This is a genomic window from Streptomyces sp. SolWspMP-5a-2 (assembly GCF_900091845.1).
Lineage (GTDB): Bacteria > Actinomycetota > Actinomycetes > Streptomycetales > Streptomycetaceae > Streptomyces > Streptomyces doudnae.
This window is the reverse complement of record NZ_FMCI01000287.1, coordinates 1-15,755: the sequence shown is the minus strand read 5'-3', so window position 1 is coordinate 15,755 and position 15,755 is coordinate 1. Positions and strand designations below refer to the sequence as shown.

Sequence of the window (15,755 nt, the reverse complement as noted above, 5' to 3'; positions counted from 1 at the left end):
GCGGGCGGGCGCGCGGTGGGATCGATGGGGTGCGAAGCGGTGATCCAGGGGCACCCGAGAGGTGTTCGATCACAGACCGCCCGGAGCCGCAGAGAAGGAGACACCGTGACACGACCCAGGATCCTGGTGGTCGGCGCAGGCTTCGCCGGCGTGGAGTGCGTGCGCCGTCTGGAGCGCAGGCTCGCCGTCGACGAGGCCGACGTCACCCTGGTGACGCCGTTCGCCTACCAGCTCTACCTGCCGCTGCTCCCCCAGGTCGCCTCCGGGGTGCTGACCCCCCAGTCGATCGCCGTCTCCCTGCGCCGCAGCAGGAAGTACCGCACCCGCATCCTCCCGGGCGGCGCGATCGGCGTGGACCTCAAGGCCAAGGTCTGCGTCGTGCGCACCATCACCGACCAGCTCGTCAACGAGCCGTACGACTACATCGTGCTGGCCCCGGGCAGCGTCACCCGCACCTTCGACATCCCCGGCCTCACCGACCACGCCTACGGCCTGAAGACGCTCGCCGAGGCCGCCTACATCCGCGACCACGTCATCGCGCAGCTCGACCTGGCCGACGCCAGCGACGACCCGGCCGAGCGCGCCTCGCGGCTGCAGTTCGTGGTGGTCGGCGGAGGCTACGCGGGCACCGAGACGGCCGCCTGCCTCCAGCGCCTCACCCACGCGGCCGTCAAGCGGTACCCGCGCATCGACCCGGCGCTCATCAAGTGGCACCTGATCGACATCGCGCCGAAGCTGATGCCCGAGCTGGGCGACAAGCTCGGCCGCAGCGCCCAGGAGATCCTGCGCCGCCGGGGCATCGACATCTCGCTGGGCGTGTCGATCGCGAAGGCGGGCCCGGAGGAGGTCACCTTCACCGACGGCCGGGTGGTGCCCACCCGCACGCTGATCTGGACCGCGGGTGTCGTCGCCAGCCCGCTCATCGCGACGCTCGGCGCGGAGACGGTCCGCGGCAGGCTCGCCGTCAACGCGGAGATGACGCTGCCGGGCAGCGACGGCGTCTTCGCGCTCGGCGACGCGGCGGCCGTGCCCGACGAGGCCAAGGGCGGCGAGGGCGCCGTCTGCCCGCCGACCGCGCAGCACGCCATGCGCCAGGGCAAGCACGTCGCCGACAACGTCATCGCGGCGCTGCGCGGCGGCCCGATGTATCCGTACGCGCACCGGGACCTCGGTCTGGTCGTCGACCTCGGCGGCAAGGACGCCGTCTCCAAGCCGCTCGGCGTGGAGCTGCGCGGGGTGCCCGCCCAGGCCGTCGCCCGCGGCTACCACTGGTCGGCGCTGCGCACCAACGTCGCCAAGACCCGGGTGATGACGAACTGGGTGCTGAACGCGCTGGCGGGCGACGATTTCGTCCGCACCGGCTTCCAGGCGCGCAAGGAGGCCAAGCTGAAGGACTTCGAGTTCACCGACGCGTACCTGACGCCCGAGCAGGTGCGGTCCCGGGTCGAGGGGGCGGGGCGGGCGGACTGACGCGGTGCGCGCGCTCCCGGACCGGCATGCGATGCTGGGAACCTGATCATGACATGAACCGGGAGTGAGTACGGCGCCGTGAGCACAGCGGGTGGGTCGGTCCGGGCCAGGGTGCGGGATCTCGTCGCGGCGTCCGATCCCGGGCTGCTGCGGCTGGCGGCCGGGCTGCGGACGGTCGGCGCGATCGCCCTCACGCTCGCCGTGCTCGCCCTGCTCGGCTCCGACGTGCGGCATCTGGTCGGCGGCGCCATCGCCGCGATGGTCGCGACCTTCGCCATCCGGGAGAAGCAGCGCGGTCCGCAGGCCGTCACGCTCGCGCTCGGGCTGCCGGTGGCGTGCGTGTCGCTCACCCTGGCGGCGACGCTCCACTCGCTGGTGGTGACCGGTGACGTCTTCTTCGTGGCGCTCATCTTCTGCGCCGTCTACGGCCGGCGCTTCGGCGACCGGGGCACCGCGCTCGGCCTGATCGCCTTCCAGGTCTACTTCCTGTCGCTGTTCGTGGGCGCGACCGTGGCCACCCTGCCCCCGCTGTACGGGGTGGTGGCCGTCGCGTTCGGATCGAGCGCGCTGATGCGGTTCGCGCTCGTGCCGGAGACGCCCGGCGGGGTCCTCAAGCGGCTGCGGGACGCGTTCCGGGCGCGGCTCGCGCAGTTGGTCTCCGCGCAGCTCGACCTGCTGGACGCGGGCCCCGACGACATCGACCGGGCGGTGGCCGACGCGCGGGCCGGGACCGCCCGGCTGCACGAGACGGCCATGATGATCCAGGGCCGCCTGGAGGACGGCACCGCCGACGAGCCCACGGCCCGGCTGGTGCAGCGGCGGATCGCCGACGCGGAGATCACCGCCGAGCGGCTCGGGCTGCTGCTGCTCACCGCGCGCAGCGCCGAACGCGCCGACACCCTGACCCTGCACCTGCCGGGCGCGTCCGTGCCCGCGGGCGGCCAGCATCCGCTCCAGGACGACGCGATCGTCACCCTGCGCCGGGACCTGGAGGCGCTGCGGCTGCTGGTGCTGCGGCCGGTGTCGGCGGGGACCGGGACGGGTCTCGCCCAGGTCCGCAACCGGCTCCTCGGCTACCGGGACGAGGAGAACCTGCCGAAGGCGTCCCCGGCGATCCAGGACGTCTTCCGCGGCATCGGCGAGGCGGCCCGCGCGGTCCTCGGGCTGCGGATCGCGCTCGGCGGCCCGCAGGACGAGTCCGACGACTCGCCGTCCACGGCCAGGTCCCGGGAGGAGCTGGACGCCGAGGACGTCGCGATCGACGCGGGCGAGGAACCGGCCGAGGAGGAGCTGACCGGGCTGCGGCGGCCCACCACCCGGGCCGCCGTGCAGGTCGCGGTGGGGTCGTCGCTGGCGATCGTGGGCGGGGAGTTCCTGTCCAGCCAGCGCTGGTACTGGGCGGTGCTGACCTGCTGGATCGTCTTCATCAACACCGCGTCCACGGGCGAGATCCTGGTCAAGGGCTACCGGCGGCTGCTGGGCACGGCCCTCGGCGTGGTGGCGGGGCTGCTGCTGGCGGGGCTGGTCGGGCACCACACCTGGACGGCGTTCGGGCTGGTCCTGCTGTTCGTGTTCGCGATGTTCTACACGGCGCCGCTGTCGTACACGCTCATGTCGTTCTTCGTGACGGCGGCCCTCGGGCTGCTGTACACGCTGCTGCACACCTACAGCCTCTCGGTGCTGGTGCTGCGGGTGGAGGAGACGGCGCTCGGCGCGGCCTGCGGGATCATCGCGGCGGCGTTCGTGCTGCCCGTGCACACCGCGCGGCGCACCGACGAGCTGCTGGTGACGGTCCTGGACCGGCTGGCCGACGTCACCGAGGCGGCCGTGGACCAGCTCAGCGGCGGGGCGGCGGCGGAACTCCTCGACAAGGCGCGGGAGCTGGACCAGGCGCTCGCCGACCTGCGGGCCGCGGTCCAGCCGCTGACCCACCCGGTCACCCCGATGCGCACCCGGCGCAACACCGCCCGGTACGTGGTGGCGCTCCTGGAGACCTGCGCCTACCACGCGCGCTCCCTGGCGGCCACCGCCGAACTGCTCCCCACCCATCCGTCGATCGCGGCCGATCCGCGGCTGCGGCGGGCCTGCCGCCGGATCCTGCGCAACATCAGGACCGTCGCCGAGCGGGTGGCCGACGAGGGCGCGGCCGTCGAGGTGGAGACCGGCCCGAGCATCGCCGCGCTCCTCGAACCGGAGATGTCGGGGGTCGCGCGCTACGGCCGGATCACCGACCGGGTGCTGCGCCACCTCCAGCGGCTGGACGAGGCCGTGGTGGGCCTGGCCCGGCCGCTCAAGGTGCCGCTGGAGGAGCCCAGGCGCTGACCCCGTGCCTCACGGCAGGGGCAGGACGGCGGTGATGCACTTGCCGCCCGCGGGCAGTTCACGGACCCGCACCTCGCGGGCGAGGCGGCAGACGATGGGCCAGCCGCGGCCGCCGAGGTCGCCCCGCCGCTGCGGGTCGTCCACGGCCTTCGGGGCCGCGGGCAGCCGGTCGCTGCGGTCGCAGACGGAGACCCGGATGCCGGGCCCGTCGACGTCCACCCGGAAGTCGGTGATGCCGCCGCCGTGGATGATGGCGTTGGTGGTCAGCTCGGTGGCGACCAGCAGCGCGTCGGAGACCGCGACGGTGTCGGCGGCGCGGCGCCTGGCCGCCACCGCGCGCTCGACCTCCCGGCGCGCTTCGGACGGCAGACAGGCCGAGCCCTCGCCGAACCGCCGCGCCTTCGGCTCGGCGGCACGGGCCTTGACGGTGTTCTCCATGTACATCGTTCGTCTCCCTGGATCGGTGACGAACCGGCCTCCCGGTCGATGGGGGGAGGAGACCGGACCCTGCTCGTCCCAGGCCCGCTTCGCGGACTCCGTGGGCTCTGTGGTTCGGCTGACCGCCGGACGGCCGGACAAACCTGCGGCACGGGGGTTGTCGGCCGGAGAGACGCCGGTAAAGTGAAACAGGTCACGTGACCGGGTTTTCCCTACACGGGACCATTGCGAAGGGTTTACCGTTCATCCATACCTGGTGGCGGCGCGGACCGTGTCCCGTCCCTCCGCCCCACCCCCTGAACCGCCCTGGCTGGCTTCCCCCGTCCAGCCAGGGCTTTTTCCTGCCCCCCGCCGAGGTGCCCGGCGCGGCGGCAGCGGCTCCAATGGGTGGGGGGCGCGTCGCGAGAGTCCCGCCGGCGCCGCGCGGCCCGGCCTCCGGGCGGACGACGGGACTCTCGCGACGCGGCCCAGGGAACACACCGGATCCGACCTCGCCGGCGAGGAGCCCCGTGTCATGACCAAAGCGACGAAACTGCTCACCGTCCTGCCCCCGGACCAGCGCGCGCGCCTGATGACGCTCGCCCGGGAGGTGTCCTTCCCGGAGGACACCGTCATCTTCGAGGCGGGCGGCCGGGCCGACCGGTTCTGGGTGATCCGCTCGGGAGCCGTCTCCCTGACCCAGCGGGTCAACCATCTGCAACGCGTCACCGTGGCCACCCTCGGCGCCGGTGACCTGCTCGGCTGGTCCTGGCTCTTCCCGCCGCACGCGTGGGACTTCGGCGCGGAGGCGTTCAGCCAGGTCAGGGCGTACGAGTTCGACGCGGCCGAGGTGCTGCGGCTGTGCGAGGACGACGCCCGGCTGGGGATGGCGCTGGTGCGCGGGGTCGCGGAGATCCTCGCGCACCGGCTGGAGCTGACCCGCGGCAGGCTGATGGAGATCGCGTCCCACTACCGGTCTCTGTGACCGGTCCGCGTGACAGGTCCGCGTGACCGGTCCTCACGGCCAGTCCCTGTGGCCGGTCCTCGTGACCGGGCGGGTCCGGTTCGGCGGGCGGTCCGTCCGCCGGACGCCGTCCCGGTGAGCGCTCAGATCCGGTACCGGCGCAGCGCGGGCATCGCGGCGGCGAGGCCGAGCATCACGACGACGACCAGGAAGCCGCCGCCCGCGACCGCCGTGCCGGGCCCGAAGGCGGAGCCCGCGCCGCCGTGCAGCACGTCGGCCAGGCGCGGACCGCCCGCGACGACGACGGTGAAGACGCCCTGCATCCGGCCGCGCATCTCGTCGGTCGCCGCCGAGAGCAGGATCGCCCCGCGGAAGACCATCGAGACCATGTCGGCGACCCCGGCGAGGGCCAGGAAGACCGCCCCGACCCAGAGGTTGCCGCTGAGCCCGAACCCGGCGATCGCGGCGCCCCAGGCGACGACCGAGCCGATCACCATCCAGCCGTGCCGCCGCGCCCGCGAGAAGGTGCCGGAGAGGAGGCCGCCGAGGACCGCGCCGATGGGGATCGCGGCGAAGAGCAGACCGAGCGCCAGGCCCTCGCCCCAGGGGCTGTAGGTGGTGGCGGCGAGCTGCGGGAACAGGGCGCGGGGCATGCCGAGGACCATCGCGACGATGTCGGCGAGGAACGACAGCAGCAGCACCTTGTGGGCGGAGATGTAGCGGAACCCCGCGACGATCTCCCGCACCCCGGCCCGCCGGACCGCGGCGCCCGCGAGCGGCGGCAGCGCGGGCAGCCGGTACACCGCCCACACGGTGACGCAGAGCGCGAGGGCGTCGATCAGATACAGCTCGGGCAGGCCGATGACCGGTATCAGGACCCCGGCCAGGAGCGGTCCGACGACCTGTCCGGTCTGCATCACGGTGGAGCCGAGGGCGTTGGCCGCGGCCAGTTGCCCGGCCGGGACCAGGCGGGCGATGGAGGCGTTGCGGGCCGGGGCGTTCAGACCCCAGAACGCCTGCTGCACGGCGAGCAGCACCATCAGGACCGCCACCGAGCCGAGCCCGGTCGCCGCCTGGACCCAGAACAGCACCGAGGTGACGGCGATCCCGGTGTTGGTGATCAGCAGCAGCTTGCGCCGGTCCATGGTGTCGGCGACGGCGCCGCCCCAGAGGGCGAAGACGATCAGCGGCAGCAGCCCGGCGAGGCTGGCGGCGCCGACCCAGGCCGAGGACCCGGTGATGTCGTAGATCTGCTTCGGCACCGCGACCGCGGTGAGCTGGCTGCCGACCGCCGTGACGATCGTCGAGGACCAGAGCCTGCGGTAGGCCGGGACCCGCAGCGGGCGGGTGTCCATCGCCCACCGCCGCCAGCCGCCGCGGGCGGGCCGCTCGGCTGATCCGGCGCGGTCGGCGGGCCCGGGACCGTCCGCCGGGTCGGCGGGGCCGCCGGGACCGGGCGCGGGACCGGTGCGGTCGTGGGGGTCGGTCCGGTCGCTCGTCCGGGGGGTCCCCGGCTCGGTGCCGCTGGTCTCGCTGGTGTCCACGGGCTTCCTGGTTGCTCGTTACATCTTTCTGGCCGGGTTCACTATCGCAGCACGGGCCGGAACTCCGTCGGCGCGGTCCGCGACCGGCCCCCTCCTCCGCGCATCCAACCCCGGCTGCGGATCCGTTCCCGGCTGCGGCTGCGGCTCAGGCGTCGACGACGAGCAGGACGCCGAGTCCGATCATCGTGGTGGCGACCAGGCCGTCCAGCACCCGCCAGGCCCTGGGCGTCGACAGGAACCGTCCGAGGCGGCGGGCGCCGAAGCCGAGGGCGGCGAACCAGCAGAGGCTGGCCAGCGTCGCGCCGAGGCCGAAGGTCCAGCGCAGCGGGCCGCGGTCGGCGGCGAGGGAGCCGAGCAGGAACACCGTGTCGAGGTAGACGTGCGGGTTGAGCCAGGTCAGCGCGAGGCAGGTGAGCAGCGCCCGGCGCGCCGAGCCCGCCGTCCCGCCGTCCGCGCCCAGCGCCCCGCCCGGCCGCAGCACCCGGCGCACGGCGAGCGCGCCGTAGCAGAGCAGGAACGCGCCGCCGATCCAGCCGACCAGGGTCAGCGCCCGGGGCCAGGCCACCACCACCGCGCCGACCCCGCCGACCCCGAGCGCGATCAGGGCGGCGTCGGAGACGGCGCAGACGCCGACGACGAGCAGGACCGCCTCCCGGCGGATGCCCTGGCGCAGGACGAAGGCGTTCTGGGCGCCGATGGCGACGATGAGCGAGAGACCGGCGCCGAAGCCCGCGGCGGCGGCGGAGAGTGCGGAGGACATGGCCCCGACGCTACGAAGCGGTCGCGCACAAGTACAGCTAAAGATTCTTACGTATCCTTAGCGCGGATGAAGAGAGGTGCCCGTGCGGACCGAACTGACCGAACTCCCCGCCGACCAGGTGCGGACCCTGCTCGCGGTGGTGGACGAGGGCACGTTCGACGCCGCCGCCGCGGCCCTGCACGTGACGCCGTCGGCAGTCAGCCAGCGGGTCAAGGCGCTGGAACAGCGCACCGGGCGGGTGCTGCTCCAGCGGACCAAGCCGGTGCGGCCGACCGAGTCGGGCGAGGTCGTGGTGCGGTTCGCGCGCCAGCTCGCCCGGCTGGAGCGGGACGCGCGCGCCGAGCTGGGGATGACCGCGGCCGGGGAGCCGACCCGGGTCTCGGTCGCGGTCAACGCGGACTCGCTCGCCACCTGGTTCCTGCCCGCGCTCACCCGGGCCGAGGGCGCGGACCGGCTCTGCTACGAGCTGCACCGCGAGGACGAGTCGCGGACCGCCTCGCTGCTGCGGGAGGGCCTGGTGATGGCCGCCGTCACCTCCTCGCCCGAACCGGTGACGGGGTGCTCGGTGCGCCCCCTCGGCCGGATGCGGTACCTGGCGGCGGCCAGCCCCGGCTTCGCGCGCGAGCATCTCGCGGGCCCGCTGCGGGAGGCGCTCACGGTCGCGCCCACCCTCGCCTTCGACCGGGGCGACGACCTCCAGGACGCCTTCGTGCGCCGCCTGCGGCGCGGCCCGCGCGGGGCGAGCACCCGGCGCCACCGCGTGCCGACGTCGGAGGGGTTCGCGCAGTCCGTGCTGATGGGGCTCGGCTGGGGGCTGCTGCCGGTGATGCAGGCCGAGCCGCTGCTGCGGGCCGGGAGGCTGGTGTCGCTCGCGCCCGACCGGCCGTTCGACGTGCCGCTGTACTGGCAGCAGTGGCGGCTCGACTCCCCCGCCCTGGCCGCCGTGGCACGGGCGGTGGCGGCCGCCGCCGAGGAGGCGCTGGAGACCGGGTGAGGCGTCAGCCGGACGCGGCGTCGAGCCGGGCCGCCGCGCTGTCCAGGAGCATCTCCAGGGCCGTCGGGTAGGCGCTGGTGACCATGAGCCGGGCGAGCAGCGGGGCCGCCTCGGCGATCCGCGGGTGGGTCTCCTCCGGCAGCCGGGCGTACGTCGAGCGCCACATCTCCTCGTCGGCGCGCAGGGCCGCGCTCGGCAGGGCGAGGGAGGCCGCGTCCAGGGCGGCGAACGCCAGCGTCTGGTCGATGAAGGCGTGGTAGACGGTCACGGTGTCGGCGAGCGGGAACCCGGCCGAGCGCAGGACGTCGAGGACCGCCTCGTCGGCGGCCAGTTCGTTGGCCCGCCCGGTGACCCGGCTGGTGGTCAGCAGGGCCGCCTGCGGGTGGGCGACATAGGCGGCGTGGATGCGCAGGCCGACGGCGCGCAGGTCCTCCCGCCACCGCCCGGTCGGCCGCCAGCCGTCCAGCGCCTGTCCGACGAGGGCGTCGCCGATGGCCAGGGTGAGGTCGTCCATGCCGCGGAAGTAGCGGTAGAGGGTGCTGGGGTCGGCGTCCAGGGCGAGGCCGAGGCGGCGCGCGGTCAGGCCCGCGCTGCCGTGCTCGCGCAGCATCCGCAGCGCCGTCTCCACGATCAGCCGCTCCGACAGGACCGTGCCGCCCCGGGTGGGCCGCCGTCTGCGCCGCCGTTCCTCGGGCACGACCGGCTTCGCCACGGTGCCCTCCCCTCGCCCGCTCTTATGCCAACGCCATTGACCTTACGTCGGGCGCGGGCGTTCGATGCGGTCCGGGGCCGACGTCCCGCACCGTCAGCAGAGGGAGACCTGTCATGCGTGTACTGCTCGTGGGGGCCGGCGGCGTCGGCACCGCCGTCACCCGGATCGCCGCCCGGCGCCCGTTCTTCGAGGCGATGGTGGTCGCCGACCACGACCTGTCCCGCGCCGAGGCGGCCGTCGCGGCCCTCGGCGGCGAGAGCCGTTTCCTGGCCGCGCGCGTCGACGCGAACGACGAGGCGGCGGTGGCGGAGCTGCTGCGCGCGCACGCCTGCGACACGCTCCTCAACGCCACCGACCCGCGGTTCGTGATGCCGCTGTTCCGCGCGGCGCGCGCCGCGGGCGCCGACTACCTCGACATGGCGATGTCGCTGTCGCGCCCGCATCCGGAGCGCCCCTGGGAGGAGTGCGGCGAGAAGCTCGGCGACGCGCAGTTCGCGGCGTCCGGGGAGTGGGCGGGGGCGGGCTCCCTCGCGCTGGTCGGCATGGGGGTGGAGCCGGGCCTCTCGGACGTCTTCGCGCGCCACGCCGCCGACGAACTCTTCGACGACATCGAGGAGATCGGCGTCCGCGACGGCGCGAACCTCACCGTGGACGGCTACGACTTCGCGCCGTCCTTCAGCATCTGGACCACCATCGAGGAGTGCCTCAACCCGCCCGTGGTGTACGAGGCCGGGCGCGGCTGGTTCACCACCGAACCCTTCAGCGAGCCCGAGGTGTTCGACTTCCCCGAGGGGATCGGCCCGGTGGAGTGCGTGAACGTCGAGCACGAGGAGGTGCTGCTGGTGCCGCGCTGGGTGGACGCCCGCCGGGTGACCTTCAAGTACGGCCTCGGCAGCGAGTTCATCGACACCCTGCGCACCCTGCACCGGCTCGGGCTCGACCGCGTCGAGCCGGTGACCGTGCGCGGGGCGCGGGGCGCGGTCTCCGTCTCGCCCCGTGACGTCGTCGCGGCCTGCCTGCCGGACCCGGCGACCCTCGGCGACCGGATGCGCGGCAAGACGTGCGCGGGCACCTGGGTGCGCGGCACCAAGGACGGCGCCGAGCGCGAGGTGTACCTCTACCACGTCGTCGACAACGAGTGGTCGATGGCCGAGTACGGCAGCCAGGCCGTGGTCTGGCAGACGGCGGTCAACCCGGTGATCGCCCTCGAACTCCTCGCCACCGGCGCCTGGTCGGGCTCCGGGGTGCTCGGCCCCGAGGCGTTCCCGGCCCGGCCGTTCCTCGACCTGCTGACGGCGTACGGCTCGCCGTGGGGGCTGCGCGAGCAGTGATCGGGGTCGTCGATACTCGGGGGTTTCACCTGCGCCCCGACCGGTGACCCGTAGAGCGACAGGCCGTACACGAGGCACCGACGACTTCGAGCACAGGTGACTTTTCATGGAGAACTGGCGAGACCGCGCCGCGTGTCGCAGCGAGGACCCCGACCTCTTCTTCCCGATCGGCACGTCGGGACCGGCGGTGATGCAGGCCGAGCAGGCCAAGCGGATCTGCGCGGGGTGCCCGGTGCGGGAGCAGTGTCTGCGCTGGGCGCTGGACGCCGGGGACTGCCTCGGCGTCTGGGGCGGCACGGACGAGACCGAACGGCGGGCCCTGCGCGCCCGCAGGCGCCGCGCCGCCCGCGCGGCCCAGGGGTAGACCCCGTCCCCGGGCCGCCCGTTCGGCCCGGGGACGCACCCTCCTGTCCGGGCCGTCCGCGCCGACGCCGTAAGGGAGTTGGCCGCCGCGGGAACACCGGGACGGACCGCGGCCCGCGGCGTCGCTCACGATGGTCCACGCTCCCCGCGCGGGGACACCGGTGGCCGTCCAGGCGCCGGTCGCCGTCAGGGTGTCGGTCCGGGGCCGGCCGGGAGGCTGAGGGTGAACTCCGCGCCGTGGCCCGGGGTGCTGTCCGCGACGACCGTGCCGTCGTGGGCGGCGAGCAGGTGGCGCACGATCGACAGACCGAGCCCGCTGCCTCCGGTGCGGCGGCTGCGGGACTTCTCGGCCCGCCAGAACCGGTCGAAGACGTGCGGCAGATCCTCCGGTGCGATGCCCCCGCCGGTGTCGGTGACCGTGAGGACGATCCGGTCGGCGTCCCGGCGGGCGGTCAGGGTGACCGTGCCGTCGGCGGGCGTGTGCCGCAGCGCGTTGGAGACCAGGTTGCCCAGCGCCTGCCGCATCCGCACCGGGTCGGCGTCCAGCCACAGCTCCCCCTCCACGCCGGTGCGCAGCGCGACCCCGGCCGCGTCGGCCGCCGCCCCGTGCGCCCCGGCGACCTGGTCGAGGAGGTCGCCGACCCGCACCGGCTCCCGGTGCAGGCGCAGCGTCCCCGCGTCGGCGGCGGCCAGGTCCTGGAGGTCGTCGATGATGCGCTGGAGCACCAGCGCCTCGTCGTGCAGGGCGGACAGCAGCGCCGGATCCGGGTCGACGACGCCGTCCCTGGTGACCTCGAGCCAGCCGCGGATGTTGGTGAGCGGGGTGCGCAGTTCGTGCGCGATGTCGCTGACCATCGCCTTGCGCTGGGCCTCCAGGCGTTCCCTGCGCTCGGTCAGGTCGTTGAAGGCCTCGGCGAGGATGCCGGTCTCGTCCCGGGTGGTCACCGGCACCCGCACATGCAGCTCGGGCGGCTGCTGCGCGGCGGCCGTCAGCGCCCGCAGCGGTCGCACCAGCCGGGTCGCGACGACGGCGGTGACGGCGACCGTGAAGGCGAGGACGAGCCCGGCCGCGCCCACCACCTTGGCCTTGTTGACGGGTGACATGTCGAAGCGGGGCACGCTCTGGTCGCCGATGCCGAGGAACAGTTCGGCCACCGGCGCGACATAGGGCGTGAGCTGGGCGCGGCGCGCGCTGGTGACGCAGCCCATGAGGGTGTCGGCGTCGTCCTCCCCCGCGGCCTGCTGGTACTTGGCGAGGACCTCGGCGTCGACGACCCCCGTGCCGTCCGTCTCCAGGGTGAGGTAGAGGGGCGCCCGGAGGTCGACGTCCTTGTCGTCCAGGCAGGCCCGCACGCCGTCGGTGAGGGCGTCCAGGGCCTTGCGCTCGGTGGCGGTGGGCTCGCCCAGCAGGTAACCGCACTTGGGCAGCAGGTAGTCGGACCCCTCGGGGGCGTCGGCCGCGGTGACGACGGGACGGCCGCTCGGCGAGAACGCGAGCGTGGTGCGCACGTGGAACCGGTCCAGGCAGGCCCGTTCCTGCTTGGCGCCCGCGAGCAGCCGCCCGCGCTCGGCCCGGGGCAGCGCGAAGGGGCCCACCGCGCGCGGGTCGATGCCGCTGAGCTGCGCGCCGGACTCGGTGTAGGTGTCGGTGTGCAGCGGGTCGACGGCCGCCGCCGGGCTCGGCGGCAGGGAGGTGCCGCGCGGCGCGGAGTCGGCGAGGACCGTCCGGTCGGCGGTGGTCAGGGCGATGCGCCGGCCGGTCCGCTCGGCCAGCTCCCGCACGGTGCCCCGGACGCCCTTCCAGTCGGGGTGGGTCGCCGCCCAGCCGCTGAGTTCGGCGAGGATGCTGTTGTCGGCGGCGAGGTCCTGCCCCTGCTCCTCCTTGAGGGCGCTGGTCGTGGTGGCGACGGCGATCCAGGCCGTGGCCGCGACCGAGCAGAGCGCGATCAGCGCGGAGGCCAGCAGCAGCCGTGCCGACAGGCGCTTGCGGACCGGTATCCGGGGCGTCATCCCCGGCCGCCGCTGAGCTTGTAGCCGACGCCGAACACGGTCAGCAGCCGCACCGGGCGCCGCGGGTCGGCCTCGATCTTGCGGCGCAGGTTCATGATGTGGACGTCGACGGCCCGCTCGGTGGAGGACCGGTCGAGGCCGCGGGTGCGCTCCAGCAACTGCCGCCGGGAGAAGACCCGTTCGGGCTCCCCCGCCATCGCGAGCAGGATCTGGAACTCGGCCGGGGTGCACTCCACGGACTCGCCGTCGCGGCGCACCTCGTGCCGGACCGGGTCGACCTCGATGCCGCCCGCCCGCGCCACCGGGTCCTCGCGCGCGCCGCCGCGCCCGCTGCGGCGCAGCACGGTGCGGATGCGGGCCATCAGCTCGCGCGGGCTGTACGGCTTGGTCATGTAGTCGTCCGCGCCCAGTTCCAGTCCGCGCAGCACGTCGTCCTCGTCGGAGCGGGCGGTGAGCATCAGCACCGGGATGTCGGGGTCGTGGCCGCGCAGGGTCCGGCAGACGCCGAAGCCGTCGACGACCGGGAGCATCAGGTCGAGGACGACGAGGTCGGGTCGGAGGGCGCGGGCGGCGGCGAGCGCCGCGGCACCGTCGTGGACGACGGTGGCGGTGTGGCCGTCCGCGAGCAGGGAGCGGCGGATCAGCTCGGCCTGCATGGCGTCGTCCTCGGCGACCAGCACATGGGCGCACACGGTCCGGTTCCTCCGCGGCTCAGTGGTCGAGGGACGCGGCGTCCCCCATGACGACGACCGGGTGCCGCGCCGGGTCGAGGGCGCGCAGCAGGTCCTTCATGTGGGCCTCGGAGAGGCTGACGCAGCCGTGGGTGGGGCCGCCGTGGTCGACGTGGAACCAGATGCCGCCGCCCCGGTCGGCGCCGAGCGGGCGGGTCCAGTCGAGGGGCGTGGTGCCGCTGCGCCGGTTGTAGTTGATGGCGACGACGTAGTCGAAGGAGCCGTCCAGCGGCTCGCCCTCGAAGCCGGTGCCGGGCGAGGTGAATCCCCTGCCCTGGTCGTAGGGGAGCCTGGTGCCGGGGTCGGGCAGCAGTCCGCCGGCGTCGGTGAGGCCGAAGACGCCGATCGGTGAGCGTAGGTCGCCGCCCATGTGGTGGTCGGTCCAGCCCTTGAGGGCGTTGTGCGCGGGCCAGACGGTGCCGGGCCGCCAGCCCCGCGCGGTGCGTTCGTACAGCACGGCCCGGGAGACGGACGCGTCGCGGCCCTCGCCGGTGACGACGACGGCCTGCCCGCTGTCCTTCGGTATCCCGGCCCGGGTCCTGGGTCCGAGGCCGGGTATCCGCAGCGGGGCCGCCTGTACGGACGTCCGGGGTGCGGGGGTCGCGGAGGACCCGGTCGGCGCGGTGGCGGCGGCCGGGTCGTCCTTGGCCGTCCCCGCGCCGCACCCGGTCAGGGCGACCAGGGACGCGGCGAGCAGGACGGCACGGGTTCTGCGCGTGATCATGGAACGACCTTGACGGAGACATGTGAGGAAGGTGTCAGGTTCTACGCCCGGTCGGGTTTCCCCTGCGCGTGGAGCCATGCCTGGAACAGGGGTCCGAGTCGGCGGCCCGACTCCCGCTCCGCGAGGCGGACGAACTGCGCGGTGGTGCCGTGCCGTTGGCGGTGCCCGGTGGCCCAGGCGCGCAGCACGCGCAGGAAGACGCGGTCGCCGACGGCGGTGCGCAGGGCGTGCAGGGCCATCGCGCCGCGGTCGTAGACGGGGGTGCCGAAGATGCGGGCGCCGCTGCCGGGGTCGGCGGGCGGGTACGCCCAGAGCCCGTCCGACGCGGGTCTGGCGTAGAGGGCGTCGAAGGTCTGCTGCGCGCTCCTGCCGCCGTGCTGCTCGCTGTAGAGCCACTCGGTGTAGGTGGCGAAGCCCTCGTTGAGCCAGATGTCTTTCCAGGAGGTGAGGGAGACCGAGTCGCCGAACCACTGGTGGGCGTTCTCGTGGACGAGGGTGCTCAGGTCGGGCGCGGAGTCGTAGAGCGGCCGCGACTGGGTCTCCAGGGCGTAGCCGACGTCGGGCGCGTGGTCGACGATCGAACCGGCGGCGCGGAACGGGTAGGGCCCGAACAGCGCGCTCTCCCACTCCAGTACGGACGGCAGCTTCTTCAGGACGGGCGCCGCGGCGGCGGCCTCGCGCGGGTCGACGGCGTTGTACACGTGGATGCCGTCGCGGGTGGTGAAGCTCTCGGTCCTGAAGGTGCCGACGGTGGCGGTGGCGAGGTAGGCGGCCATGGGTTCGCGCTGGCGCCAGTGGAAGGTGGTCCGCCCGTGCGCGGTGCGCCTGCTGACCAGGACCCCGTTGGAGACGGCGGTGCGGCCCTTCGGCACGGTGACGGTGATGTCGTACGCCGACTTGTCCAGCGGGTGGTTGTCGGCGGGGAACCAGGTCATCGCGCCCTGGGGCTCACCGGCCACGAAGGCGCCGTCGTCGGTGGCGATCCAGCCGTCGTCCGAGCCGTCCGGGTCGGTGACCGGGCGCGGGGTGCCCCGGTAGGTGACGGTGACGGTGAACCGCTGTCCGGCGCGCGGGGCGTGGCGCGGGGTGACGACGAGTTCGCGGCCGTCGCGCCGGTACCCGGCCGGGGTCCGGTCGACGGTGAGGCCGGTGATCGTCAGGCCCGCGAGGTCGAGGTCGAAGCGGGCGAGTTGCTGGGTGGCGCGGGCGGTGAGGACGGCGGTGCCGTCGAGGTGGCGGGAGGCCGGGTCGTAACGGAGGGTCAGTCCGTAGTGCTCGACGTGGTATCCGCCGTTGCCCGCCAGCGGGAAGTAGGGGTCGCCGAGACCGGCCGAGCCCGCGGTGGCGGGCGGCGGGACGGTCGCGGCGGCGGGTGCGGCGGCGGCGAGCAGGGCCGCGACGGCGACGGACGCG

14 protein-coding genes are annotated in these 15,755 nt (G+C 74.5%); 6 read left to right on the top strand and 8 right to left on the bottom strand.

The window, feature by feature from the left end:
* Nucleotides 1-105 precede the first annotated feature (105 nt).
* Nucleotides 106-1,470 carry an NAD(P)/FAD-dependent oxidoreductase gene (locus tag GA0115242_RS28820; protein WP_256089782.1) on the top strand — a complete coding sequence of 455 codons (1,365 nt, stop codon included), beginning with the start codon at nt 106-108 and terminating at the stop codon, nt 1,468-1,470.
* A gap of 78 nt (nt 1,471-1,548) precedes the next feature.
* Complete coding sequence (locus tag GA0115242_RS28815; protein ID WP_093833578.1) at nt 1,549-3,792, top strand: FUSC family protein; 2,244 nt, start codon at nt 1,549-1,551, stop codon at nt 3,790-3,792.
* A gap of 9 nt (nt 3,793-3,801) precedes the next feature.
* On the opposite strand, the gene GA0115242_RS28810 is transcribed toward GA0115242_RS28815, so the two are convergent.
* Nucleotides 3,802-4,236 carry an ATP-binding protein gene (locus tag GA0115242_RS28810; protein WP_161353337.1) on the bottom strand — a complete coding sequence of 145 codons (435 nt, stop codon included), beginning with the start codon at nt 4,234-4,236 and terminating at the stop codon, nt 3,802-3,804.
* Between the two features lie 508 nt (nt 4,237-4,744).
* Here GA0115242_RS28810 and GA0115242_RS28805 point away from each other — a divergent pair.
* Nucleotides 4,745-5,194, top strand: a complete 450-nt coding sequence (locus tag GA0115242_RS28805) for a cyclic nucleotide-binding domain-containing protein (RefSeq protein WP_093833576.1) — start codon at nt 4,745-4,747, stop codon at nt 5,192-5,194.
* 122 nt (nt 5,195-5,316) lie between these two features.
* Here the strand turns inward: GA0115242_RS28805 and GA0115242_RS28800 are convergent, their stop codons facing one another.
* Entirely contained in the window at nt 5,317-6,717 is a 1,401-nt protein-coding gene (locus GA0115242_RS28800; RefSeq protein ID WP_256089781.1) for an MFS transporter, read from the bottom strand.
* A 145-nt stretch (nt 6,718-6,862) separates the two neighbouring features.
* Nucleotides 6,863-7,477: a LysE/ArgO family amino acid transporter gene (locus GA0115242_RS28795; protein WP_093833574.1), complete on the bottom strand. Its 615-nt coding sequence runs from the start codon at nt 7,475-7,477 to the stop codon at nt 6,863-6,865.
* A gap of 82 nt (nt 7,478-7,559) precedes the next feature.
* Between GA0115242_RS28795 and GA0115242_RS28790 the strand changes: the two genes are divergently transcribed.
* On the top strand, nt 7,560-8,471 hold the full coding sequence (locus GA0115242_RS28790) for a LysR family transcriptional regulator ArgP (RefSeq protein ID WP_093833618.1): 912 nt from the start codon (nt 7,560-7,562) through the stop codon (nt 8,469-8,471).
* Between the two features lie 4 nt (nt 8,472-8,475).
* On the opposite strand, the gene GA0115242_RS28785 is transcribed toward GA0115242_RS28790, so the two are convergent.
* Entirely contained in the window at nt 8,476-9,183 is a 708-nt protein-coding gene (locus tag GA0115242_RS28785; protein WP_093833572.1) for a TetR/AcrR family transcriptional regulator, read from the bottom strand.
* A gap of 113 nt (nt 9,184-9,296) precedes the next feature.
* Here GA0115242_RS28785 and GA0115242_RS28780 point away from each other — a divergent pair, with 113 nt between their 5' ends.
* Together GA0115242_RS28780 and GA0115242_RS28775 are read left to right on the top strand one after the other, a co-directional pair.
* Nucleotides 9,297-10,514: a saccharopine dehydrogenase family protein gene (locus GA0115242_RS28780; RefSeq protein ID WP_093833570.1), complete on the top strand. Its 1,218-nt coding sequence runs from the start codon at nt 9,297-9,299 to the stop codon at nt 10,512-10,514.
* 106 nt (nt 10,515-10,620) lie between these two features.
* Entirely contained in the window at nt 10,621-10,878 is a 258-nt protein-coding gene (locus tag GA0115242_RS28775) for a WhiB family transcriptional regulator (protein ID WP_093833568.1), read from the top strand.
* 185 nt (nt 10,879-11,063) lie between these two features.
* On the opposite strand, the gene GA0115242_RS28770 is transcribed toward GA0115242_RS28775, so the two are convergent.
* From GA0115242_RS28770 to GA0115242_RS28755, 4 genes are all read right to left on the bottom strand, one after another.
* Complete coding sequence (locus tag GA0115242_RS28770) at nt 11,064-12,887, bottom strand: sensor histidine kinase (protein WP_093833566.1); 1,824 nt, start codon at nt 12,885-12,887, stop codon at nt 11,064-11,066.
* Entirely contained in the window at nt 12,884-13,579 is a 696-nt protein-coding gene (locus tag GA0115242_RS28765) for a response regulator transcription factor (RefSeq protein ID WP_093833564.1), read from the bottom strand. The genes GA0115242_RS28770 and GA0115242_RS28765 overlap by 4 nt, the downstream gene beginning before the upstream one ends.
* Nucleotides 13,580-13,598: 19 nt before the next feature.
* On the bottom strand, nt 13,599-14,342 hold the full coding sequence (locus tag GA0115242_RS28760; RefSeq protein WP_093833562.1) for a L,D-transpeptidase family protein: 744 nt from the start codon (nt 14,340-14,342) through the stop codon (nt 13,599-13,601).
* Nucleotides 14,343-14,383: 41 nt separating this feature from the next.
* The coding region (locus GA0115242_RS28755; RefSeq protein WP_107461511.1) for a M1 family metallopeptidase at nt 14,384-15,755 on the bottom strand (1,372 nt) is incomplete at its 5' end.